Here is a 19,120-nt window from a genome sequence, read left to right as displayed (position 1 = left end):
CCGGCTACCGGCCCTTCCAGAACGCCAGCGCGGCGGCGGCGACCATCCCGGCCGCCGCCACCCCCGCGCGCTTGAACATCTGCGGCAGGTCGGCCGTGCAGACCCGCGGGTCCGGCGGCAGCCCGTACACCTCCGGCTCGTCGAGCAGCAGGAAGACCGAACCGGTGCCCCCGACGCCGTCGAACTCGTTGGCGCCGTAGAGGCGCGCCTCGGTGAGGCCCTGCGCGTGCAGGGCGGCGACCCGTTCCCGCGCCGTGACCACCAGGTCGTCGTGGTCGCCGAACTTGATCGACGTGGTGGGGCAGGTCTGGGCGCAGGCCGGGATCTGGTCTTCGACCAGCCGGTCGTAGCACAGGGTGCACTTCTGCGCGACGCCCGTGACGAACTTCTCGGCGGGCCGGCCGGGCCGGTCCACCGGCGTCGCGTACGTGCCGTCGCTGCGGCGCTCGACCACCCCGAACGGGCAGCCCGCCACGCAGGTGCCGCAGCCGTTGCAGACGTCGTCCTGCACGACGACGGTGCCGAACTCGGTGCGGAACAACGCACCCGTCGGGCAGACGTCCAGGCAGCCGGCGTGCGTGCAGTGCTTGCACACGTCCGAGGACATCAGCCACCGGAACTCCGGCGTGTGCGGCGGCGCGACGGGTTCGCCGCCCGCGCCGGCACCGGGAAGCGCCGGCATCCCCAGATCGATCAGGGCGCGGCCGGAATCGCGTGCCTGCGCGATCCGGTCCCGGCCCTGCTCGATGAACGCCACGTGCCGCCACGTGCTGGCGCCCAACGCGCCCGTGTTGTCGTAGGACGAACCCAGCAGCTCCAGGTCGCCGTCGCGCGGGTTGCGGTTCCACTCCTTGCAGGCCACCTCGCACGCCTTGCAGCCGATGCAGATCGAGGTGTCGGTGAAGAACCCCTTGCGCGGCTTCGGGTCGACCCAGCCGGCGTCGGTGGCCGGGTCACTCGGACCGCTCAGCAGCCCCATCGGCTCCCCCTTTCCAGACGGCGTCGCTCAGTCGTGTGTTGCCGGTCTCGGCCGTTGCGCCCGAACGGGATTGGTAGTCGGCGATCAGGCGCAGCAGTTCCTCACCCTGCGGGCGGCGCCCGGGCCGGATGTCGCAGGACCCGGCCTTGGACTCCTGGATCTGCACGTTGGGGTCGAGCGTAATGCCGAGGAGGTCGTTGGCGGCGTCCCCGCTGACCACCGCGTCGCCCCCCACGCCCCAGTGATACGGCAGGCCGATCTGGTGCACCGTGCGGCCGCCGACCACCAGCGGCGCCAGGCGCGCGGTGACCAGCACGCGGGCTTCGATCGCCGCGCGCGGCGAGACGATGGTGGCCCACCCGTAGGGCTCGAGTCCGCGTTCGGCCGCCAGCTCCTTGGACACCTCGCAGAACATCTCGGGCTGCAGCTCCGAGAGATAGGGCAGCCACCGGCTCATCCCGCCGGCGGTGTGGTGCTCGGTGAGCCGGTAGGTGGTGAACACGTAGGGGTAGACCTCGGCCCCGGGTTCACCGGCGCTGGGTGCGCTGAGATTGTCCTTGCGCGGGAACGTGATTCGCGCCGGATTCTGCTGCTGGGGATACAGCGCGTTGGCCACCGGGGATTCCTGGGGCTCGTAGTGCGTGGGCAGCGGCCCGTCGACGACACCCTTCGGAGCGAACAGCCAGCCCTTGCCGTCGGCCTGCATGACGAACGGGTCGTCGCCGGCGAGCGCGTCGGGGCCGCCGACGTCGGGATCGGGCCGGCTGCCCGGCGCCCGGTCGGCCGGGAAGTCGGCCACGTCGTAGCCGACCCAACGCTGTTGGGTGTCGTCCCACCAGATGTAGCGCTTGCGCTCGCTCCACGGCTTGCCGTCCGGGTCGGCGGAGGCGCGGTTGTAGAGGATCCGGCGGTCGGCGGGCCACGCCCAGCCCCATTCCTGCTGGCTCGGTGACGGGCCCCCGTGGGGAACGCGGCGCGCGGCCTGGTTGGTGGCGCCGGCGTAGACGCCGGTGTAGATCCAGCAGCCGCCCGCGGTCGACCCGTCGGCGCGCATCTCGGTGTACGACGACAACGGCTTTCGCGCGTTCGGGCCGGCGGTGTTGGAGAGGTGATAGCCGTTGATCTCGGCCAGCACGGCCTCGCCGTCTGGCTCGCCGTGCTCGTCGGTCGGGTAGTCCCACGTCAGGTCCAGCAGCGGCCGGTCGCGCTCGTCGGTCGAACCGGCCAGCCGCTGCCGGATCCGCTTGCCCAGCTCGAAGAAGAACTGCAACTCGCTCTGGCACTGACCGGGCGGCTCGACGGCCTTGTGCCGCCACTGCACCAGCCGCTGGGTCTGGGTGAACGACCCGGCCTTCTCCACGTGGGTGGCCGCCGGCAGGAAGAACACCTCGGTCTCGATCTCCTCGGTCTTCAGTTCGCCCGACGCGATCTCCGGCCCGTCCTTCCACCAGGTGGCCGACTCGATGAGGTTGAGATCGCGCACCACCAGCCACTTGAGGTGGGCCATGCCGAGCCGCTGCAACCGGCCGTGGGCCGAGCCGACCGCGGGGTTCTGGCCCAGCAGGAAGTAGCCCTGGACCTCGTCGTCCAGCATTCCCATCAGGGTCTGGTAGGTGCCGTGCGGGCCGGTCAGACGCGGCAGGTAGTCGTACGCCCAGTCGTTGTCCTCGGTGGCCGCCTCGCCCCACCACGCCTTGAGCAGGCTGACCGTGTAGGCGTCGGCGTTGGCCCAGAAGCCCTTCTGTCTCTTCGACCCGACCGCATTGAGATAGGCGTCCAGCGTGTCGTGCATGCCCGCCTTGGGCATCGGCAGGTACCCGGGCAGCAGGTTGAACAGCGTGGGGATGTCGGTGGAGCCCTGGATGGTGGCGTGTCCGCGCAGCGCCATGATGCCGCTGCCGGGCCGGCCGACGTTGCCCAGCAGGAGCTGCAGAATGGTTGCGGTGCGGATGAATTGGGCACCGAGGGTGTGCTGCGTCCATCCGACGGCGTACGCGAAGCAGGTGGTGCGCTCGCGCCCGGAGTTCTCGACGATACTGCGCGCGAGGTAGTCGAAGTCCTCGCGGCTGATGCCGCACACCTCGGTGACCATCTGCGGGGTGTAGCGGCCGTAGTGGCGCTTGACGATCTGGAAGACCGTTCGCGGGTGCTGCAGGGTCTCGTCGCGCTTCACGCGGGCGTGCGCGAGCGGCGGACCTCCGCTGCCCTGCTGGTGACCGGCCGCGCTGTCCGAGGCGGTGGCACCGTGCGTGTGGCCGCCGCCGGCGGACTCGACCTGACCGTTGCCTTCCTCCTCGTAGGCCCACGTCGACGTGTCGTACTGGCCGGTCTGCGGGTCGAAGCCGGAGAACAGACCGCCGAGGTCCTCGGCGTCCCTGAAGTCCTCGTTGATCAGCGTCGCGGCGTTGGTGTAGGCGACCACGTACTCCTTGAACCAGAGATCATTGGCAAGGACGTGGTTGATCAGGGCGCCGAGCAGCACCACGTCCGACCCGGCCCGGATCGGGATGTGCCGGTCCGACACCGCCGACGTCCGGGTGAACCGCGGGTCGACGTGGATGATCCGCGCGCCCCGCGCCCTGGCCTCCTCGACCCACTGGAATCCCACCGGGTGGCACTCGGCCATGTTGGAGCCCTGGATGACGATGCAGTCGGCATTGGCCATGTCTTGCAGTGACTGGGTGGCGCCGCCGCGCCCGAAGGAGGCTCCCAGACCGGGAACCGTGGCGGAGTGTCAAATACGGGCTTGGTTCTCGATCTGGATGGCGCCCGCGGCCGTGAACAACTTCTTGATGAGATAGTTCTCCTCGTTGTCCAGCGTGGCCCCGCCGAGCGCGGCGATGCCCATGGTGCGGCGCAGCAGGTTGCCCTTCTTGTCGATGTCCTGCCAGCTGTTGCGGCGGGCCTCCAGGAAGCGGTCGGCGATCATGTCGATCGCGGTGTCCAGCTCGAGGGGCTGCCACTGCGTCGCCCGCGGCGCGCGGTAGAGCACGTGGTGCTGCCGGCCCGGCGAATTCACCAGTTGTTCGCTCGCGGAACCCTTGGGGCACAGCCGGCCTCGCGAGATCGGGGAGTCGGGGTCGCCCTCGATCTGGACGACGCGCTCGTCCTTGACGTACACGCGCTGACCGCATCCCACGGCGCAGTACGGGCAGATGCTCTGCACGACCCGGTCGGCCGTCGTGGTGCGCGGGGTGACGGCGCGGGTGTGCCTGGAGGTCACCGCCGAGCCGCGGCCGAGCTTGTCCGGTGAACGCCACTGACGCACGACGGGCCATTCCAGGAAGATCTTCGGCAGTGCCATTCCCTCACCCTAGTGCGTCACCGCGATACCGCACCCGGTCAGCGGACCACGATGGTGTGCTCGCGGCGCGCCGTCAGCTCCCCGATGACGGGCGCTCCGGGGATCTCCCCGGCGATCAGCAGGCCGCCCGAGGTCTGCGCGTCGGCGAGCAGCAAAGCGTCGTCCTCGCCGATCCGCGCCAGGTCGGCGTGCGGCGCGACCCAGTCGAGGTTTCGCCGGGTGCCGCCGCTGACGTAGCCGGCCGCCAGCGCCTCGCGCGCGCCCTCCAGGTAGGGCACCGCCGCCGACTCGATCACCGCCGTGACGCCGCTGGCCCGCGCCAGCTTGTGCAGGTGTCCCAGCAGACCGAAACCCGTGATGTCCGTTGCACATTCGACGCCGGCCGCCAGCGCCGCGCCGGCCGCCGCGGCGTTGAGGGTGGTCATCACCTCGATCGCCTGCTCGAAGCGCTCGCCGGTGGCCTTGTGCCTGGCGTTCAGCACGCCGACCCCGAGCGGCTTGGTCAGCGACAGCGGCGTACCCGCCTTGCCGGAGTTGTTGCGCAGCAACCGGTTCGGGTCCGCGATCCCGGTGACCGCCAGCCCGTATTTGGGTTCCGGGTCGTCGACGCTGTGCCCGCCGGCCAGGTGGCAGCCGGCCAGCGCGCAGACGTCCATCCCGCCGCGCAGCGTCTCGGCCGCCAGCTCGAACGGCAACACGTCGCGCGGCCAGCCCAGCAGGTTCACCGCGACCACCGGGCGCCCGCCCATCGCGTACACGTCCGACAGCGCGTTGGTGGCCGCGATCCGGCCCCAGTCGTAGGCGTCGTCCACCACCGGCGTGAAGAAATCCGTCGTCGCGATCAGCGCCGTGCCGTTTTCGAGGCGCACCACCGCGGCGTCGTCACCGCCGTCCAGCCCCACCAGCAGCTCCCCGGCCGGGTCGCGCGGCGCGACCACCCCGAGACCGCCGATGACGTCCTCGAGCTCGGCGGGCGGGATCTTGCACGCGCAGCCGCCGCCGTGGGCGTACTGGGTGAGGCGATAGGTCATGGCGTCCATAATTGTCCGCATGGTCCAGGGAGGCGTGTCCGGTCTGGTGACCGGCGCGGTCTTCAAAACCGTCGAACGGCAGACGCTGCCGCTGGCGGGTTCGATTCCCGTCCGCCTCCGCCATGCTCCCTGGGGTGCGGCATGAGCGACCCGCGCCGCCGGGTGCCGGGCACCGACACCCTGCTCGCCGATCCCCGCCTTCTCGAGGCGCAGCGCGTGCTGGGCCGCGCGCTGGTGAAGGCCGTGATCGCCGACGCGCAGCAGCGGGCCCGCGCCGGTGAGATCGAGCCCGACCGGGTCGCCGAATGCGCCGTCGCCGCGCTGCCCGCCACCGCGTCGAGCCTGCGGCCCGTCGTCAACGCCACCGGTGTCGTGGTGCACACCAACCTGGGCCGGGCGCCGCTGTCGGGGGCAGCGCTCGACGCGTTGATCGCCGCGGCCGGCACCACGGACGTCGAGTTCGACCTGCAGACCGGGCGGCGCGCGCGGCGGGGCCGGGGCGCGCTGGCGGCGCTGGCCCGCGCGGTCCCGGCCGCCGGCGGCGTGCACGTGGTCAACAACAACGCGGCCGCGCTGCTGCTGACCGCGCTGACGCTGGCGCCCGACCGCGAGATCGTGATCAGCCGGGGCGAACTCGTCGAAATCGGTGACGGCTTCCGGATCCCGGATCTGCTGGCGTGCACCGGTGCGCGGCTGCGCGAGGTCGGCACCACCAACCGCACCGCGCTGCGCGACTACGCCGAGGCGATCGGGCCCGACACCGGCTTCGTGCTGAAGGTGCACCCGTCGAACTTCCGCCTCAGCGGGTTCACCTCGGCGGTGAGCGTCACCGAGCTGGCGGGTCTCGACGTCCCGCTCGTGGTGGACATCGGCTCCGGGCTGCTGACCCCGCACCCGGCGCTGCCCGACGAGCCGGACGCGACGTCGGCGCTGCGCGCCGGCGCGGACCTGGTCACCGCCAGCGGTGACAAGCTGCTCGGCGGCCCGCAGGCCGGCCTGCTGCTGGGCGACGCCGCGCTGATCGACCGGCTGCGCCGGCACCCGGCGGCGCGCGCCCTACGGGTGGACAAGCTGACGCTGGCCGCGCTGGAGGCGACCCTGGTGGGGCCGCCACCACCGGTGGCCCGGGCGCTGGCCGCCGACGTGGCGCAGCTGCGCGCCCGCGCCGAGCGCGTCGCCGCGGCGCTGCCCGGCGCGGTCGCGGTGGACTGCGTCGCGGCCGTCGGCGGCGGCGGGGCGCCGGGCGTCGAACTGCCCAGCGCCGGGGTGAGCCTGCCCGAGCCCTACGCCGCCGCGCTGCGTAGGGGCAGCCCGCCGGTCGTCGGCCGGCTGGAGGCGGGCCGCTGCCTGCTGGATCTGCGCACGGTCGCGCCCGAGGACGACGAGCTGCTGGTGGCGGCGGTGCGGGCGTGTTCGTCCTAGCCACCGCCGGGCACGTCGACCACGGCAAGACCACCCTGTTGCACCGGCTCACCGGCATGTGGCCCGACCGGCTGGCCGAGGAACAACGCCGCGGCCTGACCATCGACCTGGGCTTCGCCTGGACCGAGGTCGACGGGCGTCAGTTGGCGTTCGTCGACGTCCCGGGCCACCAGCGCTTCGTGGCCAACATGCTGGCCGGGGCCGGACCGGTCCCGGCGGTGATGTTCGTCGTCGCCGCCACCGAGGGCTGGATGCCGCAGTCCGAAGAGCACCTGGCGGCCCTGGACGCCCTCGGGGTGCGCCACGGCCTGGTGGTCATCAGCAAGGCCGACCTCGCCGACCCCGGGCCGGCCGTCGCCCAGGTGTCCGAGCGGTTCGCCGCCAGCTCGCTCGCGGGCGCCCCCGTCGCGATCGGCACCGACCTGGACCGGGTGCGCACGGAGCTGTCGGCGCTGACCGGCCGACTCCCGGCCCCGGACCCGGGCGCCGACGTGCGGCTGTGGGTCGACCGGAGCTTCACCGTGCGGGGTGCGGGCACCGTGGTGACCGGCACCCTGGCGGCGGGCACGATCCGGGTGGGCGACGAGCTGGAACACGCCGGCCGGCGCGTCACGGTCCGCGGGCTGCAATCGCTGGGCCGCGACCGGGCGGCGCTCGGCGCGGTGGCGCGCGTCGCGCTGAACCTGCGCGGTGTCGACCGCAGGGACATCGGCCGCGGCGACGCGGTCCGGACACCGGGCGCCTGGCTGGACACCGCCGAGGTCGACGTGTCGCTGCGCTCTGCGGACACCCTGCACCGCCGGCTCGTCCTGCACATCGGGTCCGCGGCCGTGCCGGCGCAGGTCCGTCAACTGGGAACGGCGGCGGCGCGGCTGCGCCTGGCCACGCCGCTGCCGCTGCGGGTCGGGGATGTCGGGCTGCTGCGCGACCCCGGGGAGCACCGGATCGCGGCCGGCATCGAGGTGCTCGACGTCCGGCCGCCCGCGTTGCGCCGCAGGGGCGCGGCTCGCGAGCGGGCCGCGGAGCTGGCGACGGGCCGGGTCCCCCCGCCCGAGTGCGCCCCGGTGGCCGAGCTGCGGGCCATGGGGCTGCCGCCCGTCGGCCTCCGGGTGGGCGACTGGATGGTGGACCCGCAGTGGTGGGCCGCCCGGCGCGAGGCCGCGACCGCCACGGTGCGGCGCTGGGCGGACGATCACGACATCGCGGCGGGCATGCCGCTGGAGACGTTGCGGCAGCGCGCGGGGTTGCCCGCGGCGGAGTTGGTGTCGGGGCTGCTCGAGGGCACCGGCCTTCAGGTTGCCGACGGGGTGGTGCGCGTGCCGGGCGCGGACCTGCCGGCGCGGGTGGACAAGGCCCTGCGCACGCTCGAGGAGTGGCTGGCCGCCGAGCCGTTTCGAGCGCCGGAGGCCGACGAGTTGGCCGAGCTGAAGCTGGGGCCCCGCGAGCTGGCCGCGGCGGTGCGCGCCGGGCGGCTGACCCGGATCGCCGACGGGGTGGTGCTGGGGCCCGGCGCGTTCGAGCGCGCGGCCGCCGTCCTGGCGACGCTGCGGCAGCCGTTCACGGTCAGCGAGGCGCGCCGCGCGCTCGGGACCACCCGCCGGGTCGCGGTGCCGCTGCTCGAGCAGCTGGATGCCCGGCGCGTCACGCGGCGCGCCGGCGACAGCACGCGAACGGTCGTCGTCTCGCCGAGTTAGCTACAGGCGCTCTTTGACCGCCGCCGACAGCCTCGCACCGTCGGCTTTGCCCGCCGCGATCGCGGTGGCGGCCTTCATCACCATGCCCATCTGCTTGATGCCCGGCCGTTCGCCGATCTCCTCGGCGACCTGCGCGATCGCGGTGTCGGCCACGTCGGCCAGCTCGGCCTCGGTGAGTGGGGTGGGCAGATAGTCGTCGATGACCCGCGCCTCGGCGTGCTCGGTGGCGGCGAGGTCCCCCCGGCCGTTCTGGGTGTAGATCTCGGCCGCCTCTCCGCGCTTGCGGGACTCCCTGGCCAGCACCTTGATGACCTCGTCGTCGGTGAGGTCCTTCGCCTGCTTGCCGGAGACCTCCTCGGTCTGGATCGCGGCGAGCAACATGCGCAACGTCGCCGTCCGCAGCTTGTCCTGAGACTTCATCGCCTGGGTGAGGTCCGCGCGCAGCCGGGCTTTGAGTTCCGCCATGGCTGTGACGCTACGCGCCGCGGCACCCGACATGATTGAGAAATGCCCACACCGCCGACAGGATGGACCCCATGACGAACGACGGGCCCGGCTTGCAAGGCCGCGGAACACGGTGAGCGCGCCCCCGCCTGGCTACCCGATCGGCCCGCCTCCGGCCTACGGCCCCCCGCCCGCTTCCGGCCCATCCCCGTCTCTCGGCCCCCCGCCCGGCTATTACGGCCCTCCCCCCGCATACGGGCCCCCGCCCGGCTATTACGGCCCTCCCCCCGCGTACGGTCCCACGCCCGGGTATTACGGCCCGCCGCAACCGTTCACGGCCGCGTTGCGGCCCGGGATCATCCCGCTGCGCCCCTTGACGTTGAGCGAGATCTTCAACGGCGCGGTCGGCTACATCCGGACCAATCCCCAGGCGACGCTGGGACTGACCGCGATGGTGGTCATCGTCATGCAGATCGTGTCGCTGGTTGCGGCGCTCGGGCCGCTGGCCGCCTACCGCGGGGCCATCACCGACACGCCGGACCAGCTGAGCTCCGGTTTCATCGGCGCCTGGCTGGGATCCTCGGCGGCCGGCCTCTTGATCACCTGGCTGGGCGGCATGCTGCTGTCCGGAATGCTCACCGTCATCGTCGGGCGGGCGGTGTTCGGCGCGACGATCACCATCGGCGAAACCTGGGCCAAGATCCGGGGCCGGTTGCTGCCGTTGCTCGCCCTGGCGCTGCTGGAAGCCGTGGTGCTCGCGGCCCTGCTCGGGCTGGTGGCCGTGGCGGTCGCGTTGCTCGCGGCGATCGGCAACGCCGCGGTCGCGGTGGTGGCCGGCCTCCCGCTCGCGCTGCTGCTGATCGCGGGGCTGGTGTATCTGTACACCGGGGTCCTGTTCGCGCCCGTGCTGATCGTGCTCGAGCGGCTGCCGGTCATGGATGCGATCGCCCGGTCATTCGCGTTGATTCGCAACGGATTCTGGCGCGTCCTGGGCATCCGCGCGCTGACGTTCCTGGTGACGACGGTCGTCGCGAGCGCCATCGCCGCGCCCTTCACCATCGCCAGCCAGCTGGCGCTGGGCGCCGCGATGTCCTCTGGATCGTTCGCAATCCTGTTGCTGGGCAACGTCGTCGCGTCCCTGGGGTCGGCAATCGGGCAGATCGTCACCGCGCCCTTCAACGCCGGGGTCATCGTGTTGCTCTACACCGACCGTCGCATGCGCGCCGAGGCGTTCGACCTCGTCTTGCAGACCGGCGCCGCCCGGGGCCCCTACGCGGTCGCCTCGACGGACAACCTGTGGCTGACCCGGCCCGCGTGAGCACCGACCAAGGGGTGTGACCGTGCCCTCCATCGACATCGACCGCGACGCCGCGCACCGGGCCGCGCAGGCCGAACTCGACAAGCCGATCTACTCCAAAGGCTCCGCGGCGCAAAAGCTCGTCGAGTGGCTCGACGAGTTGATCTACCGGCTGCTGCAGAAGACGGCCGCCATACCCGGCGGGTGGTTCACCGTGACGGTGCTCCTCATCCTGCTCTTCGTCGCCGTGGTGGTGGGTGTCCGCATCGCCCGGCGCACCCTGCGCACCAGGCGCGGCGGCGACCACCTGTTGTTCGACGCCGCGCAACTCACCGCCGCCCAACACCGCGATATCGCGAAAGACTTTGCTGCAGAAGGTGATTGGGCCGCAGCGATCCGCCATCGATTGCGGGCCGTCGCCCGTCAGCTGGAGGAGACCGGCGTGCTCGCGCCCGCGCCCGGCCGCACCGCCAACGAGCTCGCGCGCGACGCCGGCACGGTGCTGCCCCATTTGGCCGGCGAATTATCCGAAGCGGCAACGGCTTTCAACGACGTGACCTACGGCGAGCAGCCCGGGACCCGGGACTCCTACCAGCTGGTCGCCGACCTCGACGACCACCTGCGGTCGCGGTCGCCGGCCGCGGCGACGGCGGCCGGCCGGCCCGTGTCCGCCGACTCCTGGGCCCAGGTGCGGTGATGGCGCAGCGAATGCGGTCGCGGCGCTCCTGGGGCCTGATAGCCCTGACCATCGCTGCGCTGGTACTGGTGGTCGGGGTCAGCACCTACATCACCGCGCCGCGCCCCGGCGCGCGCATGGATCCGGGGTCTACCGATCCCGACGGCGCCCACGCGCTGGTGGCCCTGCTGCGCGCCGGCGGCGTCGACGTCGTGGTGGCGAACGGCATCGAAGACGTCGAACGGGCGGCGCGCCCCGACACCCTGGTCCTGGTGGCGCAGAGCCAGTTCCTCAGCGACGAGCTGGTCGGCCGGCTGGCCGAGGTGCCCGGCGACCTGCTGCTGGTGGAGCCGACCGCGCGAACCCGCCAGGCGCTGCTGCCCGGCATCCGCGTCTCGGCCGCCGACACCTTCGACAGCGACCCGAATTGCACACTGCGGGAAGCCGATCGGGCCGGGCCGGTCCGGTTCGGGCCGAGCGACACGTTCCGCGCCGCCAAGGGGCGCACGATCACCCGATGCTACGGCGGGGTGCTGATCCGGATCCGCGACGGCGGGCGGACGATCACCGCGGTCGGCAGCACCGACTTCATGACCAACGGCGGCCTGGCACAGGCGGGCAACGCCGCGCTGGCGATGAACCTCGCGGGCGACCGGCCCCGGCTCGTCTGGTACGCACCGCATCACGTCGAAGGCGAGTCGTCGGCCTCGGCGTCGGTGTTCGACATGATCCCGCCGAACGCGACGTGGGCGTTCTGGCAGCTCTGTGTGGTCGTGCTGCTGGTGGCCCTGTGGAAGGGCCGCCGGCTCGGACGGCTGGTGGCCGAGGAGCTGCCCGTCGTGGTTCGCGCGTCGGAGACCGTCGAGGGCCGCGGCCGGCTCTACCGGTCCCGCCGGGCGCGCGACCGGGCCGCCGCGGCGCTGCGGGCGGCCACCCTGGCGCGTCTGCTGCCCCGGCTGGGCCTGGCCGCGGGGGCCTCGCCCGCGGCGGTGGTGGGCACCGTGGCCCGGCGCTCGTCGGGTCCGCCCGGAGCCGACCCGGGCCTGGTTTCCTACCACCTGTTCGGTCCGCCTCCGGCCTCCGACCACGAACTGCTACAACTTGCCCGTGCGCTCGACGACATCGAAAGGCAGGTCACCCACACGTGACGCAGTCCCCTTCCGCGCCGCAAGCGGACACCGCCTCGACGCCCACCGCTGAATCCGCCCGCGACGCGCTGCTGGCGTTGCGGGCCGAGCTCGCCAAGGCCGTCGTCGGCCAGGAGGGCGTCGTCAGCGGCCTGGTGATCGCGCTGCTGTGTCGCGGCCACGTGCTGCTGGAAGGCGTTCCGGGGGTGGCCAAGACGCTGCTCGTCCGGGCCCTGGCCGCGGCGCTGAGCCTCGAATTCAAGCGGGTGCAGTTCACCCCGGACCTGATGCCCGGCGACGTCACGGGGTCGCTGGTGTACGACGCGCGCACCGCGGCTTTCGTGTTCCGGCCCGGGCCGGTGTTCACCAACCTGCTGCTGGCCGACGAGATCAACCGGACCCCGCCCAAGACCCAGGCCGCGCTGCTCGAGGCGATGGAGGAGCGGCAGGTCAGCGTGGACGGCGAACCCCGGCCGCTGCCCGACCCGTTCATCGTCGCCGCCACCCAGAACCCCGTCGAATACGAGGGCACCTACCAGCTGCCCGAAGCGCAGCTGGACCGCTTCCTGCTCAAGCTCAACGTCACGCTGCCGCCGCGTGACGCCGAGATCGCCATCCTGCACCGGCACGCGCACGGCTTCGACCCGCGCGACCTGTCCGCGATCAGGCCGGTCGCCGGACCCGCCGAGCTGGCGGCCGGCCGCGAGGCGGTGCGCGGGGTGCGGGTCGCCGACGAGGTCCTGGGGTACATCGTCGACATCGTCGGGGCCACCCGCTCGTCTCCCGCCCTGCAGCTCGGGGTTTCGCCGCGCGGCGCGACCGCCCTGCTGGGCACCGCCCGGTCCTGGGCGTGGCTGTCCGGCCGCAACTACGTCACCCCCGACGACGTCAAGGCGATGGCCCGCCCCACGCTGCGCCACCGGGTGATGCTGCGCCCGGAAGCCGAGCTCGAAGGCGCCACGCCCGACGGTGTGCTGGACGGAATCCTGGCGTCGGTTCCGGTGCCGCGCTAGTGATCCTGACCGGACGCGCCGGGCTGGTCGCGCTGATCTGCATCCTACCCATCGCGTTGTCCCCGTGGCCGGCAACGGCTTTCGCGGCGCTGCTGGGGGTGCTGCTGATCGCCGTGGCCCTGGATGTCGCCCTGGCGGCCGGACCGGGCGGCCTGCGCTACGCCCGTTCGCCCGACCGCTCGGCCCGTCTCGCCCAGGAGGTGGACGCCGGCCTGCTGGTCCACAACGACGGCCGCCGCCGGTTTCGCGGCCAGATCCGCGACGCCTGGCCGCCCAGCGCCCGCGCGCACCCGCGCAACCAACCGGTCGACATCCCGGCCGGGCAACGACAGCAGCTGCGCACCGCGTTGCGGCCGGTCCGCCGCGGCGACCAGCGCGCGGCCGCGGTCACTGCCCGCTCGATCGGGCCGCTGGGACTGGCAGGACGGCAGGCGTCACGCCCGGTGCCCGGACAGCTCCGGGTGTTGCCACCGTTCTTGTCCCGCAAGCACCTACCGTCGCGGCTCGCCAAGCTGCGGGAGATCGACGGGCTGCTGCCGACGCTGATCCGCGGCCAGGGCACCGAATTCGACTCGCTGCGCAACTATGTCGTCGGCGACGACGTCCGCTCCATCGACTGGCGCGCCACCGCCCGCCGCGGCGACGTGGTGGTGCGCACCTGGCGACCCGAACGCGACCGCCGCGTGGTGATCGTGCTCGACACCGGGCGCACCGCGGCCGGGCGCGTCGGCGTCGACCCCACGGCTGCCGACCCCGCGGGGTGGCCCCGGCTGGACTGGTCCATGGACGCCGCGCTGCTGCTCGCGGCGCTGGCGTCGCGGGCCGGCGACCACGTCGACTTCCTCGCCCACGACCGGGTGACCCGCGCCGGGGTGTTCGGCGCGTCGCGCACCGAGCTGCTCGCCCAGCTGGTCGAGGCGATGGCGCCGCTGGAATCCGCGCTTGTGGAATCCGATTGGCGCGCAATGGTTGCCACCGTGGCCAGACGCGCCCGGCGCCGGTCGCTGGTGGTGCTGCTGACCGACCTCAACGCGACCGCCCTCGACGAGGGGCTGCTGCCTGTCCTGCCGCAGCTGTCCTCGCGCCACCACCTGCTTCTCGCCGCTGTTGCCGACCCGCGCGTCGACGAGCTGGCCGCCGGCCGGTCCGACGCGGCCGCCGTGTACGACGCCGCGGCGGCCGAAAAATCACGCAACGACCGCCGCGCGATCGCGGCGCGGCTGCGGCGCAGCGGCGTGGAAGTCGTCGACGCCCCGCCCGCCGAGCTGGCGCCCGCGCTGGCCGACTGCTACCTGGCGATGAAAGCGACCGGGCGGCTGTGACTTTCGCCGCCCTGGCTCAGGCCGTCGGCACCACGTCGGGCGCGTCCTCGATGTCGCCGGTTTCGCCGGCCAGCGCGGCGCGCCGGCCGAAATAGCCGATGTAACCGAGAAAGAGCAGCTCGGCCAGGACCCCGATGCCGACCCGGACGGGAGTCGGCAGCGGCGACGGCGTGACCAATGCCTCGATCAGGCCGGAGACCAGCAGCACCGCCACCAGCCCGACGGCCACCGCCACGACGGCGCGGCCCTGCTCGGCGAGCACCTGGCCGCGCGGCCGGTCGCCCGGTGAGATCACCGACCAGCCCAGCCGCATCCCCGTCGCGCCGGCGAGGAAGACCGCCGTGAGCTCCAGCAGCCCGTGCGGCGCCAGCAGGCCCAGCAGGACGCCGCCCTTGCCGGCCTGGAACATCAACCCGGCGATCAGCCCGACGTTGGCGGCGTTGTTGAACAACACGATCGGGATCGGCAACCCCAGCACGACGGCCATTGCGATGCACTGCGCGGACACCCACGCGTTGTTCACCCAGACCTGCAGGGCGAACGCCGCGGCGGGGTGCTCGCTGTAGTAGGACGCCACGTCGTGATTCACCAATTGGTCGATGTCGCTTGGTGTTCCGACGGCCGACTGCACCTCGGGATTGCCGGCCACCCACAGCGCGATGACCACCACGGTGGCCAGGAACGCCAGCGCCGTGCCGAGCCACCACCACCGGCCACGATAGGCGGCCACCGGGAACGACACCGTCCAGAACCGGACGAACGTCCGGCTCAGCGGCGCGTGGGCGCCGGTCACCACCGACCTCGCGCGCGCCACCAGGCTCGAGAGCCGGCCGATCAGCAGGGAATCCGACGAGGCGGAACGCAGCATCGACAGGTGCGTGGAGACCCGCTGGTAGAGCTCGACGAGTTCGTCGACCTCGGCGCCGGTCAGCGACCTGCGCCGCTTGACCAACTCCTCGAGACGGTCCCAGGCCCCGCGATGGGTCAGCACGAATGCGTCGACGTCCACCCTGGGCAGGGTACCGTTCGGTGTTATGTCGGAGGTGGTGACCGGGGACGCCGTGGTGCTCGACGTGCAGATCGCCCAGTTGCCGGTGCGGGCCGTCGGCGCGCTGATCGACATCGGGGTGATCTTCGTCGGCTATGTCGTCGGGCTGCTGCTGTGGGCGGCCACCCTGACCGAGTTCGACAGCGCGCTGAGCACCGCCGTGCTCATCATCTTCACCGTGCTGGTGATCGTGGGCTATCCCCTGGTGTTCGAGACCGCGACGCGGGGCCGGTCGGTGGGAAAGATCGTGATGGGCTTGCGGGTGGTGTCCGACGACGGCGGCCCGGAGCGCTTCCGGCAGGCGCTGTTTCGCGCGTTGGCGTCGGTGGTGGAGATCTGGATGTTCCTCGGCAGCCCCGCCGTCGTCTGCAGCATCTTGTCGTCGAAGGCGAAGCGGGTCGGCGACATCTTCGCGGGCACGGTGGTGGTCAGCGAGCGCGGGCCCCGGCCGGGGCCGCCGCCGGTGATGCCGCCGGCGCTGGCGTGGTGGGCGTCGTCGCTGCAGCTGTCCGGCCTGGACCCCGGCCAGGCGGAAGTGGCCCGCCAGTTCCTTTCCAGGGCAACGCAACTCGATCCAGCACTGCGACGGCAGATGGGCTACCGGATCGCGGGTGAGGTGGTGGCGCGCATCGCGCCGCCGCCACCGCAGGGCGCGCCGCCGGAACTCGTGCTGGCCGCCGTGCTGGCCGAACGTCATCGTCGCGAACTCGCGCGCCTGCGACCGGCTTTCGGCCCGCCGGCACCCTGGCCACCGCTCGGCGCGCCGCCGTGGCAACCCGGGGTGCCGACCGTACCGCCGGGACCGGGGACCCCCGCGGGCGGCTTCACACCGCCGCGCTAGCCGGAGACGGTCGCCGCCATCAGGACGACGTCGGCGATCAGCAGTGCCCAGCCGGCCAGCGGAACCACGATTCCGCCGCGTCGTTTGGCCGTGAAGAACGAGATGACGATGACGACGAAGGCGACCAGAGGCGCGCCGTAGAACGCGACGCCGAAGTCGATGCCGCCGCGCCCCAGGTTCGGGCAGTTGCCCGTGCCGCAGCCGTCGGTGCTCATGACCGCGCCGAGCGCGAACAGCATCACGATCGCGGCCGCCGGCACCGTCGCCAGCGCCAGTCCCCAGTTGACCCACGGCCGCACGTTGCGGCCGCGGCCGCCGTCGAGGGACGCGGGCGCCGCCGCGCCGGGCGCAGCGCCGGCCTTCAGGTTGGTGTCGTCGGCGTTCATCGTGGGGGTGCTACCCGCCAGCCGGCTGGTGCAAACGGCGCCGCGAGCGTCCGCCGAGAGTCGCCGAGAGTCGAGGTGCGCACGAAACCCCAGTTCACTGCCCGTTCGGACATCGCCATCACGGCCGGACGTTGCATCGTCGATAGTTTTCGATATATCGTGATGGTTCGAAGCACACGGGGTGCTTCGCCCACACGTAAGGAATCACCATGAACCACACCTTCACTCCTGGCGACGGGCCGTTCACCGGACGGCCCGGCTTCGGCTTCGGACCCGGCCCGGCCCAGCGTCGTGCCCTGCACGGTGCCCGGCGGGCGGCCCGCCAGGAATTCTTCGAGCACCTTCGCGAGCACGGCGGGCATGATGGCCCGATGGGATTCGGTCCGGGCTTCGGTCCCGGCTTCAACTTCGGTTTCGGGCCCGGCGGCTTCGGGCCCGGCGGGCGACGCGGCGGATGGCGTCGTGGCGGCCCTGGCCGCGGGCGTCGCGGTGACGTCCGCGCGGCGATCCTGGTGCTGCTGGCCGAGCGGCCGATGCACGGCTACGAGATGATCCAGCAGATCGCGGAGCGCAGCGACGGGATCTGGAAGCCCAGCCCCGGTTCGGTGTACCCGACGCTGCAGCTGCTGGACGACGAGGGCCTGATCACCGCCCGCGAGAGCGAGGGCAGCAAGAAGCTGTTCGAGCTGACCGAGGAGGGCCGGGCGGCGGCCGAGAAGGTCGAGACCCCGCCCTGGGACGAGATCGCCGAAGGCGCCGACCCCGGCCACATGAACCTGCGGGCGGCCGCGGGCCAGCTGTTCGGAGCGGTTGCGCAGTCCGCGCACACCGCCACCGCCGAACAACAGCAGCGCATCGTCGAACTCCTCAACAACGCGCGACGCGAAATCTACGGAATCCTCGGCGAGGACTGATCCCCTCCCCGTGCCGCGAGCGCGCGCAAATGTGCGCCCGTACCGGCGTGTCGACGTACAGACACGCGCGCTCGCGGCCGGGCGGCCCAGGCCTCGCGGCCGGGCGGTCAGGTCACGTCGACCCAGTCCAGCGTCCGCTGGACCGCCTTGTGCCAACCCGCATACCCGGCGGCGCGCTCGTCGTCGTCCCAGCGCGGCGTCCAGCGCCTGTCCTCGCGCCAATTGGCGCGCAACTCCGACGGGTCGGCCCAGAACCCGACCGCCAGCCCGGCCGCGTAGGCCGCCCCCAGCGCGGTGGTCTCGGCGACCACGGGCCGCACCACGTCGACGCCCAGCACGTCGGCCTGAATCTGCATGCACAGGTCGTTGCCGGTGACACCGCCGTCGACCTTCAATTCTTCAAGGCGCACACCGGAATCCGCCGCCATCGCCTCCACCACGTCGCGGCTCTGGTAGCAGATCGCCTCCAGAGTCGCGCGAGCGAGATGGGCGTTGGTGTTGAACCGTGACAGCCCCACGATGGCGCCGCGGGCGTCCGATCGCCAATACGGGGCGAACAACCCGGAGAACGCCGGCACGAAATACACGCCGCCGTTGTCGGTGACCTGTCGCGCCAGCGCCTCACTCTGCGCGGCGCCGCTGATGACGCCCAGCTGATCGCGCAGCCACTGCACCGCCGCGCCGGTGACGGCGATCGAACCCTCAAGCGCGTAAACGGGTTTCGCGTCGCCGAACTGGTAGCAGACGGTGGTCAGCAACCCGTTGCCGGACCGCACGATGGTCTCGCCGGTGTTGAGCAGCAGGAAATTGCCGGTGCCGTAGGTGTTTTTGGCCTCGCCCTCGCCCAGGCACACCTGCCCCACCATCGCCGCGTGCTGGTCGCCCAGGACTCCGGTGATCGGGACCTCGCCGCCGACGGGCCCCCCGTCGAGCGTGACCCCATAAGGCTGCAGCGGCGACGACGGCGCGATCGCCGGCAGCATGGCCCTCGGAATAGAGAAGAACGACAACAGCTCGTCGTCCCAGTCCAGCGTCTCGAGGTCCATCAGCATGGTCCGGCTGGCGTTGGTCACGTCGGTGACGTGCACGCCGCCCCGCGGCCCCCCGGTCAGGTTCCACAGCAGCCAGGTGTCGGCCGTGCCGAACACGGCGTCGCCGCTCTCGGCCGCCGCGCGCACCCCGTCGACGTTGTCCAGGATCCACTGCAGCTTGCCGCCGGAGAAGTAGGGCGCCGGCGGCAGGCCCGCCTTGCGGCGGATCACCTCCCCGCGCCCGTCGCGCTGCAGCGCCGACGCGATGCGGTCGGTGCGGGTGTCCTGCCAGACGATCGCGTTGTAGTACGGCCGCCCGGTGCGCCGGTTCCACACCAGCGTGGTTTCCCGTTGGTTCGTGATACCCAGCGCAGCAAGGTTTTCCGCGGTCAGGTTGGCGCGGTTGAGCACCGACAGCAGCACCGACGACGTGCGCTCCCAGATCTCCACCGGGTCGTGTTCCACCCAGCCGGCGCGGGGCAGGATCTGTTCGTGCTCGAGCTGGTGGCGGGCCACTTCGGCACCGCCGTGGTCGAAGATCATGCAGCGGGTGCTGGTGGTGCCCTGATCGATGGCGGCGACGAATTCGGC

At 72.4% G+C, this 19,120-nt stretch carries 16 protein-coding genes and 1 tRNA gene; 10 read left to right on the top strand and 7 right to left on the bottom strand.

From position 1 onward, the window contains the following. Positions 1 to 4: 4 nt before the first annotated feature. Genes G6N48_RS21110 through selD form a run of 3 tightly spaced genes read right to left on the bottom strand, consistent with a single transcriptional unit; the run spans position 5 to position 5,314 of the window. Positions 5 to 979 carry a 4Fe-4S dicluster domain-containing protein gene (locus G6N48_RS21110; RefSeq protein WP_085269110.1) on the bottom strand — a complete coding sequence of 325 codons (975 nt, stop codon included), beginning with the start codon at positions 977 to 979 and terminating at the stop codon, positions 5 to 7. Continuing rightward, positions 954 to 4,283: a formate dehydrogenase gene (fdh, locus tag G6N48_RS21105; RefSeq protein ID WP_232066675.1), complete on the bottom strand. Its 3,330-nt coding sequence runs from the start codon at positions 4,281 to 4,283 to the stop codon at positions 954 to 956. Before fdh ends, G6N48_RS21110 begins: the two co-directional genes overlap by 26 nt. A 38-nt stretch (positions 4,284 to 4,321) precedes the next feature. After that, a complete protein-coding gene (gene selD, locus G6N48_RS21095) occupies positions 4,322 to 5,314 on the bottom strand; it encodes a selenide, water dikinase SelD (RefSeq protein WP_085269152.1) in 993 nt (330 codons plus the stop codon). Between the two features lie 28 nt (positions 5,315 to 5,342). Here selD and G6N48_RS21090 point away from each other — a divergent pair. The 3 genes from G6N48_RS21090 (at position 5,343) to G6N48_RS21080 (ending at position 8,430) form a co-directional block, all read left to right on the top strand. Beyond that, positions 5,343 to 5,437, top strand: a tRNA-Sec gene (locus G6N48_RS21090). Between the two features lie 18 nt (positions 5,438 to 5,455). Beyond that, positions 5,456 to 6,736 carry an L-seryl-tRNA(Sec) selenium transferase gene (selA, locus tag G6N48_RS21085; RefSeq protein WP_085269107.1) on the top strand — a complete coding sequence of 427 codons (1,281 nt, stop codon included), beginning with the start codon at positions 5,456 to 5,458 and terminating at the stop codon, positions 6,734 to 6,736. Continuing rightward, the gene (locus G6N48_RS21080; protein ID WP_085269106.1) at positions 6,724 to 8,430 is read left to right on the top strand and encodes a SelB domain-containing protein; all 1,707 of its coding nucleotides are present in this window, start codon (positions 6,724 to 6,726) and stop codon (positions 8,428 to 8,430) included. Before selA ends, G6N48_RS21080 begins: the two co-directional genes overlap by 13 nt. Here G6N48_RS21080 and G6N48_RS21075 read toward each other — a convergent pair whose 3' ends face one another. Then, on the bottom strand, positions 8,431 to 8,895 hold the full coding sequence (locus G6N48_RS21075) for a GatB/YqeY domain-containing protein (RefSeq protein ID WP_085269105.1): 465 nt from the start codon (positions 8,893 to 8,895) through the stop codon (positions 8,431 to 8,433). Here G6N48_RS21075 and G6N48_RS21070 point away from each other — a divergent pair. The 5 genes from G6N48_RS21070 to G6N48_RS21050 are packed head-to-tail and all read left to right on the top strand — an operon-like array spanning position 8,894 to position 14,309. After that, positions 8,894 to 10,192 (top strand): hypothetical protein, encoded by a 1,299-nt coding sequence (locus G6N48_RS21070; protein ID WP_179969897.1) that lies wholly within the window; start codon positions 8,894 to 8,896, stop codon positions 10,190 to 10,192. The two genes, G6N48_RS21075 and G6N48_RS21070, sit on opposite strands and share 2 nt — an antisense overlap. Before the next feature lie 22 nt (positions 10,193 to 10,214). Beyond that, the gene (locus G6N48_RS21065) at positions 10,215 to 10,868 is read left to right on the top strand and encodes a DUF4129 domain-containing protein (protein ID WP_085267135.1); all 654 of its coding nucleotides are present in this window, start codon (positions 10,215 to 10,217) and stop codon (positions 10,866 to 10,868) included. Next, complete coding sequence (locus G6N48_RS21060) at positions 10,850 to 11,995, top strand: DUF4350 domain-containing protein (protein WP_372511365.1); 1,146 nt, start codon at positions 10,850 to 10,852, stop codon at positions 11,993 to 11,995. Before G6N48_RS21065 ends, G6N48_RS21060 begins: the two co-directional genes overlap by 19 nt. Then, a complete protein-coding gene (locus G6N48_RS21055; RefSeq protein WP_085267130.1) occupies positions 11,992 to 12,987 on the top strand; it encodes an AAA family ATPase in 996 nt (331 codons plus the stop codon). The genes G6N48_RS21060 and G6N48_RS21055 overlap by 4 nt, the downstream gene beginning before the upstream one ends. Then, the gene (locus tag G6N48_RS21050; protein WP_085267129.1) at positions 12,987 to 14,309 is read left to right on the top strand and encodes a DUF58 domain-containing protein; all 1,323 of its coding nucleotides are present in this window, start codon (positions 12,987 to 12,989) and stop codon (positions 14,307 to 14,309) included. Before G6N48_RS21055 ends, G6N48_RS21050 begins: the two co-directional genes overlap by 1 nt. Positions 14,310 to 14,325: 16 nt before the next feature. Here G6N48_RS21050 and G6N48_RS21045 read toward each other — a convergent pair whose 3' ends face one another. Then, the gene (locus tag G6N48_RS21045) at positions 14,326 to 15,318 is read right to left on the bottom strand and encodes a stage II sporulation protein M (RefSeq protein ID WP_085267134.1); all 993 of its coding nucleotides are present in this window, start codon (positions 15,316 to 15,318) and stop codon (positions 14,326 to 14,328) included. Positions 15,319 to 15,343: 25 nt separating this feature from the next. On the opposite strand from G6N48_RS21045, the gene G6N48_RS21040 reads away from it, so the two are divergent. After that, positions 15,344 to 16,198: an RDD family protein gene (locus G6N48_RS21040; RefSeq protein WP_085267128.1), complete on the top strand. Its 855-nt coding sequence runs from the start codon at positions 15,344 to 15,346 to the stop codon at positions 16,196 to 16,198. On the opposite strand, the gene G6N48_RS21035 is transcribed toward G6N48_RS21040, so the two are convergent. Next, entirely contained in the window at positions 16,195 to 16,584 is a 390-nt protein-coding gene (locus tag G6N48_RS21035; RefSeq protein WP_085267127.1) for a hypothetical protein, read from the bottom strand. The genes G6N48_RS21040 and G6N48_RS21035 overlap by 4 nt on opposite strands. A 209-nt stretch (positions 16,585 to 16,793) precedes the next feature. Here G6N48_RS21035 and G6N48_RS21030 point away from each other — a divergent pair, with 209 nt between their 5' ends. Further along, entirely contained in the window at positions 16,794 to 17,498 is a 705-nt protein-coding gene (locus tag G6N48_RS21030; RefSeq protein ID WP_085267126.1) for a PadR family transcriptional regulator, read from the top strand. A gap of 107 nt (positions 17,499 to 17,605) precedes the next feature. On the opposite strand, the gene glpK is transcribed toward G6N48_RS21030, so the two are convergent. Beyond that, on the bottom strand, positions 17,606 to 19,072 hold the full coding sequence (gene glpK / locus G6N48_RS21025) for a glycerol kinase GlpK (protein WP_232066814.1): 1,467 nt from the start codon (positions 19,070 to 19,072) through the stop codon (positions 17,606 to 17,608). Between the last annotated feature and the right edge of the window lie 48 nt (positions 19,073 to 19,120).

The organism is Mycobacterium parmense, assembly GCF_010730575.1.
In the GTDB taxonomy this organism is placed as follows: Bacteria; Actinomycetota; Actinomycetes; order Mycobacteriales; family Mycobacteriaceae; genus Mycobacterium; species Mycobacterium parmense.
This window is presented reverse-complemented; position numbering and strand designations above follow the sequence as displayed.

What these genes read in the sequence shown, in the direction of transcription:
- G6N48_RS21110 (WP_085269110.1), bottom strand. Translation starts at nt 979, where the DNA reads ATGGGGCTGCTGAGCGGTCCGAGTGACCCGGCCACCGACGCCGGCTGG.
- selD (WP_085269152.1), bottom strand. Translation starts at nt 5,314, where the DNA reads ATGACCTATCGCCTCACCCAGTACGCCCACGGCGGCGGCTGCGCGTGC.
- selA (WP_085269107.1), top strand. Translation starts at nt 5,456, where the DNA reads ATGAGCGACCCGCGCCGCCGGGTGCCGGGCACCGACACCCTGCTCGCC.
- G6N48_RS21070 (WP_179969897.1), top strand. Translation starts at nt 8,894, where the DNA reads ATGGCTGTGACGCTACGCGCCGCGGCACCCGACATGATTGAGAAATGC.
- G6N48_RS21075 (WP_085269105.1), bottom strand. Translation starts at nt 8,895, where the DNA reads ATGGCGGAACTCAAAGCCCGGCTGCGCGCGGACCTCACCCAGGCGATG.
- G6N48_RS21040 (WP_085267128.1), top strand. Translation starts at nt 15,344, where the DNA reads ATGTCGGAGGTGGTGACCGGGGACGCCGTGGTGCTCGACGTGCAGATC.
- G6N48_RS21035 (WP_085267127.1), bottom strand. Translation starts at nt 16,584, where the DNA reads ATGAACGCCGACGACACCAACCTGAAGGCCGGCGCTGCGCCCGGCGCG.
- G6N48_RS21030 (WP_085267126.1), top strand. Translation starts at nt 16,794, where the DNA reads ATGAACCACACCTTCACTCCTGGCGACGGGCCGTTCACCGGACGGCCC.
- glpK (WP_232066814.1), bottom strand. Translation starts at nt 19,072, where the DNA reads ATGATCTTCGACCACGGCGGTGCCGAAGTGGCCCGCCACCAGCTCGAG.